Raw genomic sequence first — 13,109 nt, forward strand, 5'->3', positions numbered from 1 at the left:
ATAGGCAAAAGGAGTGAATAATGACGGGTTATGCGATTGGTGATCTGGATGTGGAATGGGCGGTGTGGCTGAATGAAAACCAGACCTTAATTGAGCTTTATACGACTGATTCACAGTCATACACCATGTTTGAGGATAGCCCGGACTGGGGCGACATCGCTACCAGTGGCATTACCGTTAGACCGATGCGTCAATCAGAATTTCATACGATCTGGAACGCAACATCGAATCAATGGGAAGTGAATCAGCTATCATTTACCGCGTTTTTGAAAGACCAGCTGGTCCAATACAGAAACACCAAAATTGCCAGCACAGTGTCGTACAACGGCATTCAAGCCAACAATACCACCCACGAACACGCATTGATCGTTTCCCTGATCAGCTTCCTGCAATCACATAATCAAGACATCGAGCTGGACTGGAAGCAGCCCGATGGCACCTTTGCCAAAGCAAAACTGGCCGATTTTCAGGGGTTGGTGAATCTGGGAGGGATTGAAACCCAGAAGGTTTTTTCGAGTGAAAGTTATGTCTTGCAACTGCATGCTTCCAGCCCGTATGAAAGTATTGCTGACGCTTTTGACGATTTCGATACGTACCTCAACAGCTTGTAAGGAGATTGGAAATGACTGTTCAAAACATGCCAGGATCGTATTTCGCTTCGCTGGAAGATCGGATTATTAATCTGGAGACCAATCCTGCTGCGCCCGCAGCCCTGCAAGCGCAAGTCAACGGAAAAGCGGATAAGACGTATGTGGACCAGCGTTTCACGGATCTGTTGAATGCGGCGCCGGCCACGCTTGATACGTTGAAAGAGCTTTCTGATGCCCTGGGCAATGACGCCAACTTTGCTGCCACCATGACCGCCAGCCTGGCGCAAAAAGCCAACCTGTCGGTGACGTCTTCCCTGGCAAACCGGATCACGAATACGGAAAACCGCATCACCGGAACAGAGGGACGATTGACCGAGCTTGAATCCTGGCGCGCCAACAAGCGCCCTTACATGGGGCGTCTGACAGGTTCCATGACAGGCCTTTCGTTAACCGTGCTCGGATTGTCGGTGGCTGGCAGCGGGTTGATTGATCGTGTATCGGAGATCATCACCTACATCAACACCAAAGTCGCGCCAGCGCTTGAAGCCCGCGAGATTACGGCAGTCGCATGACGATCATTCAAACCATTTGGCTGACGAGCTTTCTGAATCTGTTCGGGGCTATTGCGTTGCATTACCTGATGCCATGGATCGACAAAAAACGCGAAGAAAACCGCTTGTACAGGCAGCAGCTTCTGGAAATCAGTCAACGCGGCTTGCAGGATCACGAGGAACTGGGCAAGATGCTTCTATCGAATAAGGATAGGAATTAAGTTGTGGCACCGGAAAAAGCAAATTCAGCGGAAATCAATGTAGGTCAGCAACTCTTCGAGATGAATCGCACCATGGGTGGCGTTCTTCAACTGGCCGCTGATACCAGCAACGATGTGAAGGAAATCCGGGCCCACCAAAAGACCGCAGAAAGAGCGCTGGCAAACGTTGAATTTAAGATTGACGATCTGAGCAAAGATGTAAGCAACCTCAAATCGGATCATTCAGCAGCCGTAGCACGAATTGCGGCCATTGAGAAGAAAGACACAGAGCGAACCAGCTTTTTCAAGGGCAGTATTATGACCTGGTCGTTTATTTTTTCCGGTATCATGGCCCTGGTTCTCAATTTTAACACCATTATCGAATTCTACAAGTTTGTGATCGGCAAGGAAGAGAAACGCTATGAACAATCCATCTCCCCACCCGACCCGTAAGGTAGTGATGGGCGGTGGCGTGTTGGGCGTCATCGCGCTGTCCATGGCATTTATCGCACCCTGGGAGGGATATTCGGCAAAGGCCTACCAGGATGGGGCGAAGGTCTGGACGATCTGTCGCGGGCATACAAACGGAGTAAAGCCCGGCATGCTGGCTACCCCACAACAATGCGAAGATTTTTTTAAAAGCGATGTCGGACAAGCGGTGCGCCAGGCAGCAGGGGCAATAACGGTACCGGTCTCCGATGCTGAGCTGGCGGCTTACACTTCTTTTGTTTTCAATGTTGGGATTGGCAAGTTTCGCAGTTCGACGATGCTCCGTAAAATCAACGCGGGAGACCGGCGCGGCGCCTGCAACGAATTTATGCGCTGGGTCTACGTGGGGGGTAAAGACTGCCGTATCCGTTCCAGCAGTTGCTATGGTATCGTTAAACGACGCGTTGCCGAGAGGGATCTATGTCTGTTCGAATTAAATTGATAATAGCCCTGGCTATAGGGATTACGATTTTTCTCCTCTACCGCATCTACGACATCGGCGGCGATCGACGGGAAAAAGCGGTGCGTATAGAATGGGCGTTGGCGGATGCTGCGAAAGATAAGGCAGCTGAAACCCAGCGCCTTGCCGAACAGGCTGCCTCGGATGAAATCCACACCCGAAAAATGGCCGAACGGGAAGAAATAATCCGACGAAACATGGATGCTGATTTTAAAAAGAGGTTACGCGATGAACGGGCTAAAGCTGCTTATGCTGCTGTCATTCCTGCTGACGGGGTGCAGCTCTACAATGAAGCCATCCGTGGTGCAGCGAGCGCCAGCAAAAGCTCCCCCAATCGTGCGGATGCGCGCTGAGCCGGCTATGCCGCTGTACGAGGGGCAGAAAATGGCCGATCTGCATGAGGCCGCCACGCACAACGGCGTCAATCTGACGATTTGCTTAAAATCGCAGGATGCAGCGATCGAATACCTGGACAAAACCGGTCAGTGATCAGGGTATCATTCTGGGTTCCAAGCGCTTACCATGGGTATCTGTGGTCCCCTCGAACTCAAAGCCGCTGGTTCCTTGAACAGCCTGTAAATTAGATAGTTATGAAGATAAAATAATGTGGTAATTATGTATTAATTGTGCATAAATACTGCATTTATTTTGCATTTAATAATAATTATTATTGCAATTTATTTGAATAACAAAGAAGAAATCAAAACAGGAATTATCCAGTATAACCTGATTCACAAAGATTTCATCACGATTTCAACACGATTTCAACACGGTTGACACACAGCCTAAATGCTTGCAAACATTATTAATAATTACACATCAATTTTTACAATACTTTGCAAATCAACAATTTACACGCTTCAATTTAAATATAAACTTTGAATTTAAATTGAAACTTTTTCAATTTAAACATTTTGACAAAACGGAAACCGGATACTTGACAGATATTTCGTTTTGATACCAACGATAGTATTTTGCTTCCTGCCATCCTCTCAATTTATTTTCGGCGATAATTTTTGGCTAAACTGATATAAAGCTACGGAAAAAATCATACTTTTGTTTCAGCCCCAGGATTTCCGGGGTAAAACGAAAAACGGCCCCAGGATTCCGGAAGCCGTTTAAAATTAATTGTGTAAAAAAAATGTCAAAGAAAATCAAAAAATGGCTTCGGCGACTAGGTCGTCTGCCCGATGCTGCTAAAGTGCAGCTCATCAGTTCGTTCGTCAATGCCATCCGTTTTGGATGGGACATTATCCGCTTCACTGGAACAGCCAGGTATAGCCTATAAGCGGCTATGTAACTGATAGTGAGTCATCTAATGCCAGTTAGGTGGCTCACTTCTTTTTTACAAAGATGCACCTTTTTTTCAAATAATAGATATTTTTTGCGGCGCAGGAGGGATATTTTTCTGGTTTTATACAAGCTAAGATGCTCACGTCCAACCCGTTTTAAAAAACATCGCAAAGCTTCAAAAAACTCAAAAGTACTGAGCCGTGGCATGAACTTCCACTTCATGCGGTATTAATGCTCATTCTTAAGCTGTGACTTACCAAAAAAATTTCACGAAAAACTTGACTGATATTTAAAATTTTTATTTCCTTTCGGTCTCAATTCACTCAGCGCAAATATGCTTCTATTCAAAGGACATATGAGACAAGGGCTTGAAATTGACGGTGTAAGCACCGCCGGTCTCCTTGTTGGCGCTCCATGCCTCGCATTCTCCTGAGGTCTTTCTTTCCCGCGATCCTGCAAAAATAATTTCCTTTTTTTCTAGCGATAGCCTAGGGTGTCATTCGTAGATTTTTATCTGCGTTTTCCCGCACGATGTTGGACCCTATTTGATCAGATTTTCCGCAAGCGAATCCTGTCAAAAGGCGTGCCTTCCCCTCCCGCACCTTCATCTCATCATATCTAAAGCTAAACATCCCAAAACTCCAAAGCCATGAGTGAGTACGAAAAAATGTTAGAAGACGGCCGCAAACCATCCTACAACGACAAGGACGTCTACAAGAAAGACGACACGCAGGACCTCTTGGTCCATAAGGAGGATCCAAATTTCGTCAAACCGGTGGGTGGCGGCGATTGGAAGCGCTACGACAAGGACGAGCACGATAAGTAACCTCAATGAAAAACCGGTAAAAAGGGAGTGCCAGTCAAGCTGGCGCCCCTTTTTCCAATAAACAATTGTTAGCTCCAATTTGCCCTTTTTCTTATGAAACCTGTCCCAAAAAAAGAGCTATCTATCGCTCGGTATGTGATTATTTGCATCGTTCTAATCCCTGTCTGTTGGTTTGCTGCACTATTTTTTCTGGTGATATTGGGGCTTAATAAAGGTCCAAACGGACCGGATTGGAAATGGGCTATTGCCATTTTCATCGTCTTATTTATGTCGTCGGCGAACTTGCTGAACAGCATCGGGAAAAAGGATAAAAACGAAGAAACACTAAAGGGAAAGATGCGCGTTTTCTTCAAATTCATGTCAACCGGTGCTCTGATCTACTGCGTGTCGTTTTTTGTCACATCGCTTGTTTATGAAAGCTATTTTCTTCCTGGACGTGAACATAAATCAGACCCCGTTGCTTTCGGATGGGCGGCCACCATCACAGGCATATGGTTTTTCTACAAGGTGTATCGCTCCATGGGCACGTCCAGAATCAAAGCCATGAACATACCCACGAAGAACATCCCGAAAAAACCCTCGCCAGAAGGGGATGTGTTTATATCGTCAAACCAGTCTAAAAAATAAGAGTATGCTTGGGATATTTCTACTGTGCGTGCCGCTTCTCTTTATACTGCTTTATGTATTTGAAGCCGATAGAAAAAACATGGTTCCTGAATGGTTAAGCACCTTAATCATTAAGGCCCGGAATGATGATGATTCTGTCGAGCCGGGCAAGGAATCGTTTTTTGACTTATTTGGCGCAAAAGGGAAAGTTTATTTATTCTTTTTAGGTCTGGCGGGTGGTATCTTCACCTTATTTTATTTCGCCGCGTATTTTTACGGTCATTACAGAAATGCCCAGGAAGCGGAAAAAGCCTACGATCCCAATTCCACAGGCTATTATCGCCACATAGACCCCAGTGTTTATCTGTTTAAAAGCCCGTGGTTCTCTACTATTGCGGTCCTGGCAACAATTTATATTTTTTGGTATTTCATCGTTCGCATTGGCAAAGGCCACCATATAAGCGGAGCATTTGACGATACAGCGCGAAGATCGGAACAAATCTCGCGGCAATTGGGCGGAAAGCAACGGTCCACAATAGACGATTTAAACAAAGTATCCAGCCAGAACGGTTTCTATATCGCTGCCATGGATTGTCACTGGTGGGGCGATGGCCATATCCTGACGGTCGGCGAATCTGGTTCGGGAAAAAACGCTGCCCTGATTATTCCGAATTTCATCTCCCCACGCTTTCTGGCCACCGGAACCAGCGTTTTTTGCCTGGACCCGAAGGGAGAGAACTTTGCCGTCTGCAACCGCGCCATGGAGCAAGCCGGGTATCAGACCTATTTACTCAACCCCACCAACATGCACGGGGTCGGTACGTTTCATTTCAACCTGTTCGACATGACGCGGTGGGACAGTCCGGACGTGTTTGCGTTCTGCCAGACCGTGGCGCGCGCCCTGTCTCCCTCTACTGATCGGAGTGATGTGGGTGCTCACTTTTCCAAGCGATCCCAGCGGCTTTTAAACCTGTACATGCTGTATAATCTATACGTGTACGATTCGGATATGAATTTCGTAAAGCTGTACGATTCGATCATGCTGGAAGGAAGCAAGCGGACAGAATTGCTCGATCAGATGATGAAATCCAATGCTTACAATGGAATTGTGGCATCCGAAGCGGCGGCTTTCCGGACGGCCTTTGATATGGGCGGTGAAAAGGAATTGTCTGGCGTCTATGCCGAGGCCGAGAAAGCCCTCCAGGCGTTTGTCAACCCGCAAATGCGGGCCATCGTCCAGGATTCCGATTTCAGCCTGCATGATTTGCTGGAAAAACCCACAGCTATATTCTTGAACGTTCCGTTTACTGAACTGGAAGATTATGCCGGATGGATACGGGCGATCAATTCGGTCATGTACCGCATGGTGGAGGCCCGGAAAAACCGGGACCGGCGCATTCTGGTTATGCTTGATGAATTTGTCCAGTTGGGATATGTGAAAGAGGTGGAAAACGGGATCGTCACCATGCGCTCATTCGGTATCACCTATCACATCTCCATTCAGGGATTGCAACAGCTCAAGAAAATATATCCCGGCTCCAATAAAAGCTTTTTCGGATCGGCGGCCATTATCAACGCGCTGGAAGTAAAAGACCCCGAAGCGGCCAAGATGTTATCGGATATGACCGGCACCGAATACAAGGTGGTGGAGGTCGGCAAAAACAAAAACGAGCAGGTTTTCAACAAGCCAGTGGTCGCGCCGAATGAGTTCCAGAACAATTACGACCATCATTACCTATTTGTCCGGGGTGTGCCTAACGTGATGAAAATGAAAAAAGTTTATTATTTCAATAACCAGTTTTTCAAGGGCCGTTACGACCGGAACCCGGCTCACCATTCGTGACCATTGTTGCGGTCTTTGTATTTCTGGATAAGCTGATTATAGCGATCCTCGGTCGTTTCAACCGGGGAAGGGTTGCGGCCCAGAAGCTGCTCAAGGAATTGCCGCTGTTGCTCACGCTCAGCGGCCTCTTTTTCCCGCTGCTGTTTACGCCGCTGCCCCTCCTCGAAGATGCGATCATACTTCTGTTTATGCAGGATACGTTGCCGCTCCTGCTCATCGAGAATTTGTTGCTGCATCTTCTCATAGGACTGATCGACGGGATTGATCTTCTTTTGCTTAAGGCGCTCAATCTCGTCGCGTTCCATCTTTCGCCGCACGTCGTCGTAACGCTGCTCATGCGATTTGTGCCGGTCTTGCCAGTCGGTATTTTCAATCTGCTCGGCGTTCCATCCAAACCGGCGTTTTCGGGACTGGGTTTTTTCCTTTTTTTGCCGCTCCAGTCGTTCGGCTTCTTCACGTTCTTTTTGAATCTTTAGTTCGGCCTGTTTTTTTTGATAATCCGCATATCTTACTGATCGTTCCTGATCTAGTTGCTGCTCCCTTTTTTCGCGATCTTCGATGCCCTTCCTGGTATCCTCGACAAGCTGCTGATAAATCTCGGGGCCGTATTCTTTCTTCATCTCAGCGAGAATGCCCTTACTCGGGGGTTCACCGGTCCTCTCAAGGGCATCTTGCACCACATGATCCCAAACCTTCTTGGCCTTCACGTATCGTTTTTCCTGATCGGCCTCAATCCAGACTTTCGTTGTTTTTTCGTCAATAATGTCTTGGTCGATCTGCCGGTGACGCGCTTCATCGGCTATCTTTTTTTCCTCGCGCTGCCTTTCGATGTCTGACAGTTTCTGCCGATAAAGCTCCTGATAACCGATCCCGCGCGACATTAAATCATGTTTGTCGCGCTCGATTTCACTCTTTAGATCATCGACGGCCTTAACATACCAGGCATTTCGCTTAGCCTGATCGCGGGCCTTTCGAGACTCTAAATCATGAATTAAACGCTCAAAGTCATCCATATCCCCTGAAATTTAATAGCTGATACCGCGATCTTTTTCCTGCGCATATTTCTGCTTTAAACGCTCATAGGATTCGCTCGTGGTTACATCCTTGGAATTTAATAAAAATTCCAAGGCGGCACGTTCTTGCTGCTGTTTTTCCAAAGCTTTCTGTTGTTCGATCTGCCGCTGCTGCTTTAACTCCCGTTCTTTGATCTCCTCCAGGGTCCAGCGCTGAAACGTCCGCTGGTGGCCCAGGGTAATCTCGATCTCGGCCCGCGCATCAGCGTTTCGGCGTCTGTCAAATTCATCGCCTATCATTTTTCCAGTATCCGGGTCGAACCGTTGATAGATGACATGACGATGAACGCGCATGTCGCCGGTGCGCGCTCGTTTGTGATGCTCCACCCAGGTGAAGGGCTGATTTTCCAAGCCAAGATGCCGGGCCTGGATTAAACGCATCTGTTCCCACTCGTCGGCGGTGAGTGTTTTATCAACCGTCAGATCGGGACTAAGTATGCCGAAATAAAGCGGCTTTTCGCTTTTGCTGTCCTCGCCGGCCAGCATCATCTGGGCCACCGAACGCTCCAGATCATCCGGGAAAGCAGTACCCTGCGCCCCTAGATAAATGGCTTTTTCGTTCTTGGTATTATGCAATAAATAGCGCGTGACCGCACCGGGGGTGTCCGGCGTCGCCCGGATAGATCGGCCTTTAACGTTCATGGTGCTGGTCATTTACCGGTTCCGGGTTCGCGGGATACAGGGCCTGCCATAAAATCTCAGCCTGGGCCGTCAGAGCCTCCAGGATTTGGGTGGGCGTCTGTTTAGTGTATTCGCCTTTCTGCGCCTTCCTGACCATCACCTGGGCGGCTGTGTTGAGCGCCAGGCATTGCCGCAGATCCGGGCGGCTCATACCCTTGCCGGTGGTCAGCGGGGCATCAGAGAGCAGCCTGTGGCGGTAATATGTGCTTTTGTCGAGACCCGCCTCGGCGGCGTCTGCATCCAGGCGCGCCTGCTCATCCGGGTTAACCCGAAAGCGTTCGGTGAGAGATCGGTGGTTGGTGGGTCGGGCCATGGTTCTGTTTTGTAGCTACAAAATATATCTTGCATCGCGGTTCTGCAAAATACAATGTAGCTACAAAACCTGCAAACAGAATTATGGTTTATATCCGGGAACCGGCTTGGCCATCTGCCCCAGCGCCGCGCCCGGTTGTCTTAACTGCGCCGCCCGCCATTCGATCAGGCTGCCATACCCGTGATAAGCGTGTTCCATCGTTCCGACCTCCGCCCCCGGCAACTGGTCGGCCAACGCGTCGATCAGGTCCATGCTGGCGGCATAGCCCGGCGTCCAGACCTGTACGCTTCGCACATCGTGCCGCTGAGCCACCTCAATGGCGCGGCCGGTCAAGTGGTCATGGTTCAGGACCAGGTAATGTTGGCGCGTCGGGTCGGCCTCGGGCAGGCATGATAAGTACGTTAGTAATTCTGGAAAATGTGCAAAAATCAATAGCTGGCCGCTGGGGTCTTTGGCTGGCAGCAACGACACGTCACGCGCGCCTGCCACGCCCTGCCATTCGTCGTCACCGGCTTTGCGGCGCAGCTCCCAGCCACCGGCTTCGTTGCGAAAGCCCAGGGCGCTCGGCTTTGCTTTCCCATGGATATAGCGCACCGTCCGAACGTATGGGATGCACCGGTCAATATTCAGGCCCCGCCAATCCAGATAGCGAGCTTCCTCGGTAAATTCCAGAATGCCATTCCGGCGCTGATACACCCGGATGTCGTCATAACTGTGAAGGGGGAAAGTGTCGGCCATGTCTGATAATAGCCGCGTCCGGGTTGCTTGAACAGGCCCGGCGGCCAGCCGCTGAGCCGGGGTTCCGGGTCGGCCACAGACCCGGTCGGCTGCGAATTTCCGCGAGAGGGAAATTCTTTAGGCTTGGTCAATCTTCGCGAAGAATGCCGTCCCGGATCAGCTCAATCAGTTTTGACACCGGCCCGGATATTTCGCGGGTGCCATCCTCGTATCGGCGGATGCTGCGCGGATCGACACGGATGATCTGAGAAAGCTGGCCTAATGAAAGGCCAGCCTGTTTTCGGATTTTAATGAATTGGGCAGGGGTCATGAAAGTGCCTCTTGTTCTGCTACTTGATCATTTGACATGAAATCATCAAAAACTAAAAAGCATCCTTTCAGTTTATGCCAAGCCCAACGCTCACCGCCATTAGCCCAATCTTTGTGCAAAGCTGCGATCTGAACATTAGCACCCTTACTAACAAAATCGCCACCAACCATCCAGTGACGGCCAGCTTTACGAGCTGTTGTTTTGTGACCGTTCAAGTAAGCTAATCTCAACATTTTTATCTCCATCATAGGCGGGCATCATTGCCCTATGCCCTAATCATATCAGGAATGTGACCAATGGTCAACTAGAAAAATAGTTCGCCGCGCAAATTTTCTTTTGCTAAAAAATTCCAGATGATGAAAATAAATTTAGTTATATTTATAGGATCATAATTTCATATTAAGCATTTCCGTCGTTTTGCTAAAATCCCCCGCTTATTACTATTGAAATTAGAATCACTTATGCACAAAAACCGCTTATTTTTATCGGTTCTTTTTTTAATTAATAGTTATTAACACTAACTGGTTTATGTGACAAAATCGCAGCCCCATTTACGACAAAATCGCAGTTCATAGAGGTGACAAAATCGCAGTGGATAACCCTTGAAATCCAGCTTTTTACTAGGAAGTTTGTGGATAACTGCGTGTATGTAGCTGCGATTTTGTCACAGTTTCAATTTTAATACATCTGATAATCAATTACTTATGGAGTCATTTTCAGGAAAAACCACCTAAACTGCGAGTTTGTCACACTTTATTATCTAGACCGCTGGTTATTAGACGTTTAGGTATAGGGGTTTGACTAAAATGCAATAATAAACCGCGCGTTCCCTTTTCCTCAATGCGTGCATCCGTGTACAAGCTTTTGACTAAACGGTGCACCTTTTTAAAATTGGCCCGAAAATCAACCATACGGCTATAATCACCGCCAAATTGGTCTTTAATAGTTTGCCAGGCAAGAAATTGCGGTTTGTTGGGCTGAATGCGGTGCAGACGGTGCGCAAGGAATGTGTACCAGTCGATAGCCGTGGCGTTGTTGGAAAGGGCTGTCAGGTGGCTTTTAGCCAGCGGCACGGCATGTTCCATCAGATTGTGGAAATAGGCCTCCGATAGTTCGATCTGGCTGGGCCATAAAAGCAGTTGATCCGGGTGGCGCTCCGGAAATAGCGTAAAACCGCTAACCAGCGGTAAGTTAATGTTATGCTGGCCCTCTGCGCCATCATAGGTCATCCGAACGACACAAGACGCCAGGCGGCTGATTTGATCGCGGACGGCAGCGACCTGGCTCCCACTTTCACTAAAGCCCATGTAATTATTAAAATCCGTCACACTGCTGGCCGGCATATCGATGACACGATTCTTGGTTTTAAGTGCAATCGTGTTCAGCGTGGACAGAATGATTCGGGCCTTTACACCATACGGCAGGCCCAGATATTGCAGCTCATGGGTTACCGGATTGCGTACCGGCATTGGCATAACATATAGCGAGAATTTACCACTTTCCGCCTGCCAGATTTCGTTGGGTTTTAGGTCTGGTTCACGCCGGGGCAGATAGCAATGTGCCATAACCGATGATTGGAACAGGATGTCCCGGTCGTCCGGCTCCTCCTGAAAAGCTTCGTAGACTAGTTTGCCGCGCCGCTTGGCGATTGGAGAAAGTTCTTGCTTTTTGGCCATAATTATAGATGGCAATATTGAAGCTAAGCCCAGATAGACCTGGGCTTAGCTTCTTTAATTTTTATTAATCACCGTGTGTAAATTCAAAAATTGAGGTGCCGTCACAATGTTTTACAAATCTGCTTCTTCTTACACTACTTCTTCTAATACGCCGATAGTGCATAAACTGACATGCGTAATCAGGAGTTGCAGCCCAATTTGCGTAAAGGAAGTCTCCGTCTGCGTATAAAAAATCTTGTCTACAATAATTTTTATACAAATACGGTTCAACATTTTCCGGAGCTTCTTTTACAGGAATCGAGTTTAAATCCAATTCATTTTCTTCCATTTTTTTAAAAATTAGAGGGTTTTGGTTTCCCTCAAATCTAATAAAAATATGATCCTAATTGCCCTGACCATTCAATCAGACTTATTTTTTGGTAAATCATTGGATATTAAAAATAGCTATTCCTTATATTTCCGCTTTTCCCGCTCGATCTTTTCCAGCACGGCCTCTATCATCCATTCATGGGTCGAAATACCCGGTTTCCGGCTCCCCAGGCGACGCGGACGCTTCGTTCGTAACCCTTCAATGGTTTTGAGCGTTCCGGCCGTCAGACGCACGTTAAAATGCTTTACAGCGTCGTCCGTATCGGGCGCCGCTTCCTGGATCGTGCTCCCTCCTTTCAGGATCACACTTTCAATTTCCGCTTCGGTCGGTTGCCGCTTGCGCTGCGGCGGGAGTGTTGTCGCCATTTCCAATGATATGGTTAAATAATGCTTCGATTTCGGCCACGGCCTTTTTGTCGGGTTCTTCGGCTTCAAAGACAGCCAGACCCACCCCTGCCGCGTTGCTGAACGCCTTGCGGTTGCTGATTGGATACGGCAGATAGGTTACCGCATCCATGCCCGCCAGGGCCTCGGCCACGTCGCGGTTGTCGGCGCTGCGGATGTCGGCCCGGCTCAGGAACGTGTACACGGCCAGCGGGTTCGCCCGGATCGCCTGGATTTCCTCGATCAGCGGAATGACCTTGTTGATCGTCCACAGATCAAAGCTGCGCGGCACGAACGGGATCATGGCCACGTCGGCGACCGTCAGGGCCGCGCGCTGGCTGGTGGTGTCCCTCCCTCCTACGTCGATGATGATGTGGTCGTATTTGGGCCGCATGGCTTCGACCTGTTTCCGCAGATTGATCCCTGTGAGGTTGACCAGCGTGTAACCGGTCTCGCCGCGCGTCTGTTCGCGCCAGGCCGTGAAGTCCGATAGCGTCTCCTGATCGTCGCCGTCGATCAGCAGCGTGTCGAACCCTTTGCTGTGCAGCCAGCACGCCAGGTTGGCGGCCACCGTCGATTTCCCGACGCCGCCTTTAATCGAATTAAAAGAGATGATCATTTCGATCTGGTTTTTAATCGGCTAAAGGTATGAAAAGCCAATTGATAAATGGAACCGTTTGCTCATTTATTTATCGATCGGTTTTTAC

General features: G+C 48.6%; 21 protein-coding genes. 11 read left to right on the plus strand and 10 right to left on the minus strand.

All coding sequences use genetic code 11. The features are described 5' to 3' along the window. Positions 1 to 20: 20 nt before the first annotated feature. From ACYVH9_RS29865 to ACYVH9_RS29915, 11 genes are all read left to right on the plus strand, one after another. The gene (locus tag ACYVH9_RS29865) at positions 21 to 611 is read left to right on the plus strand and encodes a hypothetical protein (RefSeq protein ID WP_460640120.1); all 591 of its coding nucleotides are present in this window, start codon (positions 21 to 23) and stop codon (positions 609 to 611) included. An 11-nt stretch (positions 612 to 622) separates the two neighbouring features. After that, positions 623 to 1,162 (plus strand): hypothetical protein, encoded by a 540-nt coding sequence (locus tag ACYVH9_RS29870; protein ID WP_460640121.1) that lies wholly within the window; start codon positions 623 to 625, stop codon positions 1,160 to 1,162. Then, complete coding sequence (locus ACYVH9_RS29875) at positions 1,159 to 1,362, plus strand: hypothetical protein (protein WP_460640122.1); 204 nt, start codon at positions 1,159 to 1,161, stop codon at positions 1,360 to 1,362. Before ACYVH9_RS29870 ends, ACYVH9_RS29875 begins: the two co-directional genes overlap by 4 nt. A 60-nt stretch (positions 1,363 to 1,422) precedes the next feature. Further along, positions 1,423 to 1,794 (plus strand): hypothetical protein, encoded by a 372-nt coding sequence (locus tag ACYVH9_RS29880; RefSeq protein ID WP_460640123.1) that lies wholly within the window; start codon positions 1,423 to 1,425, stop codon positions 1,792 to 1,794. Beyond that, positions 1,763 to 2,272: a lysozyme gene (locus ACYVH9_RS29885; RefSeq protein WP_460640124.1), complete on the plus strand. Its 510-nt coding sequence runs from the start codon at positions 1,763 to 1,765 to the stop codon at positions 2,270 to 2,272. Before ACYVH9_RS29880 ends, ACYVH9_RS29885 begins: the two co-directional genes overlap by 32 nt. Next, a complete protein-coding gene (locus ACYVH9_RS29890; RefSeq protein ID WP_460640125.1) occupies positions 2,251 to 2,643 on the plus strand; it encodes a hypothetical protein in 393 nt (130 codons plus the stop codon). Before ACYVH9_RS29885 ends, ACYVH9_RS29890 begins: the two co-directional genes overlap by 22 nt. After that, positions 2,633 to 2,779 carry a hypothetical protein gene (locus ACYVH9_RS29895; protein ID WP_460640126.1) on the plus strand — a complete coding sequence of 49 codons (147 nt, stop codon included), beginning with the start codon at positions 2,633 to 2,635 and terminating at the stop codon, positions 2,777 to 2,779. The genes ACYVH9_RS29890 and ACYVH9_RS29895 overlap by 11 nt, the downstream gene beginning before the upstream one ends. Before the next feature lie 652 nt (positions 2,780 to 3,431). Next, complete coding sequence (locus ACYVH9_RS29900; RefSeq protein ID WP_460640127.1) at positions 3,432 to 3,578, plus strand: hypothetical protein; 147 nt, start codon at positions 3,432 to 3,434, stop codon at positions 3,576 to 3,578. Positions 3,579 to 4,232: 654 nt separating this feature from the next. Continuing rightward, a complete protein-coding gene (locus tag ACYVH9_RS29905) occupies positions 4,233 to 4,409 on the plus strand; it encodes a hypothetical protein (RefSeq protein WP_460640128.1) in 177 nt (58 codons plus the stop codon). Between the two features lie 93 nt (positions 4,410 to 4,502). Next, positions 4,503 to 5,036, plus strand: coding sequence for a hypothetical protein (locus ACYVH9_RS29910; protein ID WP_460640129.1), 534 nt, complete (start codon positions 4,503 to 4,505; stop codon positions 5,034 to 5,036). A gap of 79 nt (positions 5,037 to 5,115) precedes the next feature. Beyond that, complete coding sequence (locus ACYVH9_RS29915) at positions 5,116 to 6,858, plus strand: type IV secretory system conjugative DNA transfer family protein (RefSeq protein WP_460640130.1); 1,743 nt, start codon at positions 5,116 to 5,118, stop codon at positions 6,856 to 6,858. Here ACYVH9_RS29915 and ACYVH9_RS29920 read toward each other — a convergent pair. The 10 genes from ACYVH9_RS29920 to ACYVH9_RS29965 form a co-directional block, all read right to left on the minus strand. After that, complete coding sequence (locus ACYVH9_RS29920; RefSeq protein WP_460640131.1) at positions 6,846 to 7,871, minus strand: hypothetical protein; 1,026 nt, start codon at positions 7,869 to 7,871, stop codon at positions 6,846 to 6,848. The genes ACYVH9_RS29915 and ACYVH9_RS29920 overlap by 13 nt on opposite strands. A gap of 12 nt (positions 7,872 to 7,883) precedes the next feature. After that, the gene (locus ACYVH9_RS29925; protein ID WP_460640132.1) at positions 7,884 to 8,573 is read right to left on the minus strand and encodes a relaxase/mobilization nuclease domain-containing protein; all 690 of its coding nucleotides are present in this window, start codon (positions 8,571 to 8,573) and stop codon (positions 7,884 to 7,886) included. Then, entirely contained in the window at positions 8,563 to 8,925 is a 363-nt protein-coding gene (locus ACYVH9_RS29930) for a plasmid mobilization protein (RefSeq protein ID WP_460640133.1), read from the minus strand. Before ACYVH9_RS29930 ends, ACYVH9_RS29925 begins: the two co-directional genes overlap by 11 nt. Before the next feature lie 81 nt (positions 8,926 to 9,006). Continuing rightward, positions 9,007 to 9,663, minus strand: coding sequence for a hypothetical protein (locus ACYVH9_RS29935; RefSeq protein WP_460640134.1), 657 nt, complete (start codon positions 9,661 to 9,663; stop codon positions 9,007 to 9,009). A 127-nt stretch (positions 9,664 to 9,790) separates the two neighbouring features. Continuing rightward, the gene (locus ACYVH9_RS29940) at positions 9,791 to 9,973 is read right to left on the minus strand and encodes a helix-turn-helix domain-containing protein (RefSeq protein WP_460640135.1); all 183 of its coding nucleotides are present in this window, start codon (positions 9,971 to 9,973) and stop codon (positions 9,791 to 9,793) included. Further along, positions 9,970 to 10,221 (minus strand): hypothetical protein, encoded by a 252-nt coding sequence (locus tag ACYVH9_RS29945; protein WP_460640136.1) that lies wholly within the window; start codon positions 10,219 to 10,221, stop codon positions 9,970 to 9,972. Before ACYVH9_RS29945 ends, ACYVH9_RS29940 begins: the two co-directional genes overlap by 4 nt. Positions 10,222 to 10,719: 498 nt before the next feature. After that, on the minus strand, positions 10,720 to 11,649 hold the full coding sequence (locus ACYVH9_RS29950; protein ID WP_460640137.1) for a replication protein RepA: 930 nt from the start codon (positions 11,647 to 11,649) through the stop codon (positions 10,720 to 10,722). Positions 11,650 to 11,713: 64 nt separating this feature from the next. Beyond that, positions 11,714 to 11,977: a hypothetical protein gene (locus ACYVH9_RS29955; RefSeq protein ID WP_460640138.1), complete on the minus strand. Its 264-nt coding sequence runs from the start codon at positions 11,975 to 11,977 to the stop codon at positions 11,714 to 11,716. Positions 11,978 to 12,093: 116 nt separating this feature from the next. Then, positions 12,094 to 12,384 carry a hypothetical protein gene (locus ACYVH9_RS29960; RefSeq protein WP_460640196.1) on the minus strand — a complete coding sequence of 97 codons (291 nt, stop codon included), beginning with the start codon at positions 12,382 to 12,384 and terminating at the stop codon, positions 12,094 to 12,096. Continuing rightward, complete coding sequence (locus ACYVH9_RS29965) at positions 12,329 to 13,021, minus strand: AAA family ATPase (protein ID WP_460640139.1); 693 nt, start codon at positions 13,019 to 13,021, stop codon at positions 12,329 to 12,331. The genes ACYVH9_RS29960 and ACYVH9_RS29965 overlap by 56 nt, the downstream gene beginning before the upstream one ends. Between the last annotated feature and the right edge of the window lie 88 nt (positions 13,022 to 13,109).

It is taken from the genome of Larkinella harenae (genome assembly GCF_054780515.1).

What these genes read in the sequence shown, in the direction of transcription:
- ACYVH9_RS29865 (WP_460640120.1), top strand. Translation starts at nt 21, where the DNA reads ATGACGGGTTATGCGATTGGTGATCTGGATGTGGAATGGGCGGTGTGG.
- ACYVH9_RS29870 (WP_460640121.1), top strand. Translation starts at nt 623, where the DNA reads ATGACTGTTCAAAACATGCCAGGATCGTATTTCGCTTCGCTGGAAGAT.
- ACYVH9_RS29875 (WP_460640122.1), top strand. Translation starts at nt 1,159, where the DNA reads ATGACGATCATTCAAACCATTTGGCTGACGAGCTTTCTGAATCTGTTC.
- ACYVH9_RS29880 (WP_460640123.1), top strand. Translation starts at nt 1,423, where the DNA reads ATGAATCGCACCATGGGTGGCGTTCTTCAACTGGCCGCTGATACCAGC.
- ACYVH9_RS29885 (WP_460640124.1), top strand. Translation starts at nt 1,763, where the DNA reads ATGAACAATCCATCTCCCCACCCGACCCGTAAGGTAGTGATGGGCGGT.
- ACYVH9_RS29890 (WP_460640125.1), top strand. Translation starts at nt 2,251, where the DNA reads ATGTCTGTTCGAATTAAATTGATAATAGCCCTGGCTATAGGGATTACG.
- ACYVH9_RS29895 (WP_460640126.1), top strand. Translation starts at nt 2,633, where the DNA reads ATGCGCGCTGAGCCGGCTATGCCGCTGTACGAGGGGCAGAAAATGGCC.
- ACYVH9_RS29900 (WP_460640127.1), top strand. Translation starts at nt 3,432, where the DNA reads ATGTCAAAGAAAATCAAAAAATGGCTTCGGCGACTAGGTCGTCTGCCC.
- ACYVH9_RS29905 (WP_460640128.1), top strand. Translation starts at nt 4,233, where the DNA reads ATGAGTGAGTACGAAAAAATGTTAGAAGACGGCCGCAAACCATCCTAC.
- ACYVH9_RS29910 (WP_460640129.1), top strand. Translation starts at nt 4,503, where the DNA reads ATGAAACCTGTCCCAAAAAAAGAGCTATCTATCGCTCGGTATGTGATT.
- ACYVH9_RS29915 (WP_460640130.1), top strand. Translation starts at nt 5,116, where the DNA reads ATGGTTCCTGAATGGTTAAGCACCTTAATCATTAAGGCCCGGAATGAT.
- ACYVH9_RS29920 (WP_460640131.1), bottom strand. Translation starts at nt 7,871, where the DNA reads ATGGATGACTTTGAGCGTTTAATTCATGATTTAGAGTCTCGAAAGGCC.
- ACYVH9_RS29925 (WP_460640132.1), bottom strand. Translation starts at nt 8,573, where the DNA reads ATGAACGTTAAAGGCCGATCTATCCGGGCGACGCCGGACACCCCCGGT.
- ACYVH9_RS29930 (WP_460640133.1), bottom strand. Translation starts at nt 8,925, where the DNA reads ATGGCCCGACCCACCAACCACCGATCTCTCACCGAACGCTTTCGGGTT.
- ACYVH9_RS29935 (WP_460640134.1), bottom strand. Translation starts at nt 9,663, where the DNA reads ATGGCCGACACTTTCCCCCTTCACAGTTATGACGACATCCGGGTGTAT.
- ACYVH9_RS29940 (WP_460640135.1), bottom strand. Translation starts at nt 9,973, where the DNA reads ATGACCCCTGCCCAATTCATTAAAATCCGAAAACAGGCTGGCCTTTCA.
- ACYVH9_RS29945 (WP_460640136.1), bottom strand. Translation starts at nt 10,221, where the DNA reads ATGATGGAGATAAAAATGTTGAGATTAGCTTACTTGAACGGTCACAAA.
- ACYVH9_RS29950 (WP_460640137.1), bottom strand. Translation starts at nt 11,649, where the DNA reads ATGGCCAAAAAGCAAGAACTTTCTCCAATCGCCAAGCGGCGCGGCAAA.
- ACYVH9_RS29955 (WP_460640138.1), bottom strand. Translation starts at nt 11,977, where the DNA reads ATGGAAGAAAATGAATTGGATTTAAACTCGATTCCTGTAAAAGAAGCT.
- ACYVH9_RS29960 (WP_460640196.1), bottom strand. Translation starts at nt 12,384, where the DNA reads ATGGCGACAACACTCCCGCCGCAGCGCAAGCGGCAACCGACCGAAGCG.
- ACYVH9_RS29965 (WP_460640139.1), bottom strand. Translation starts at nt 13,021, where the DNA reads ATGATCATCTCTTTTAATTCGATTAAAGGCGGCGTCGGGAAATCGACG.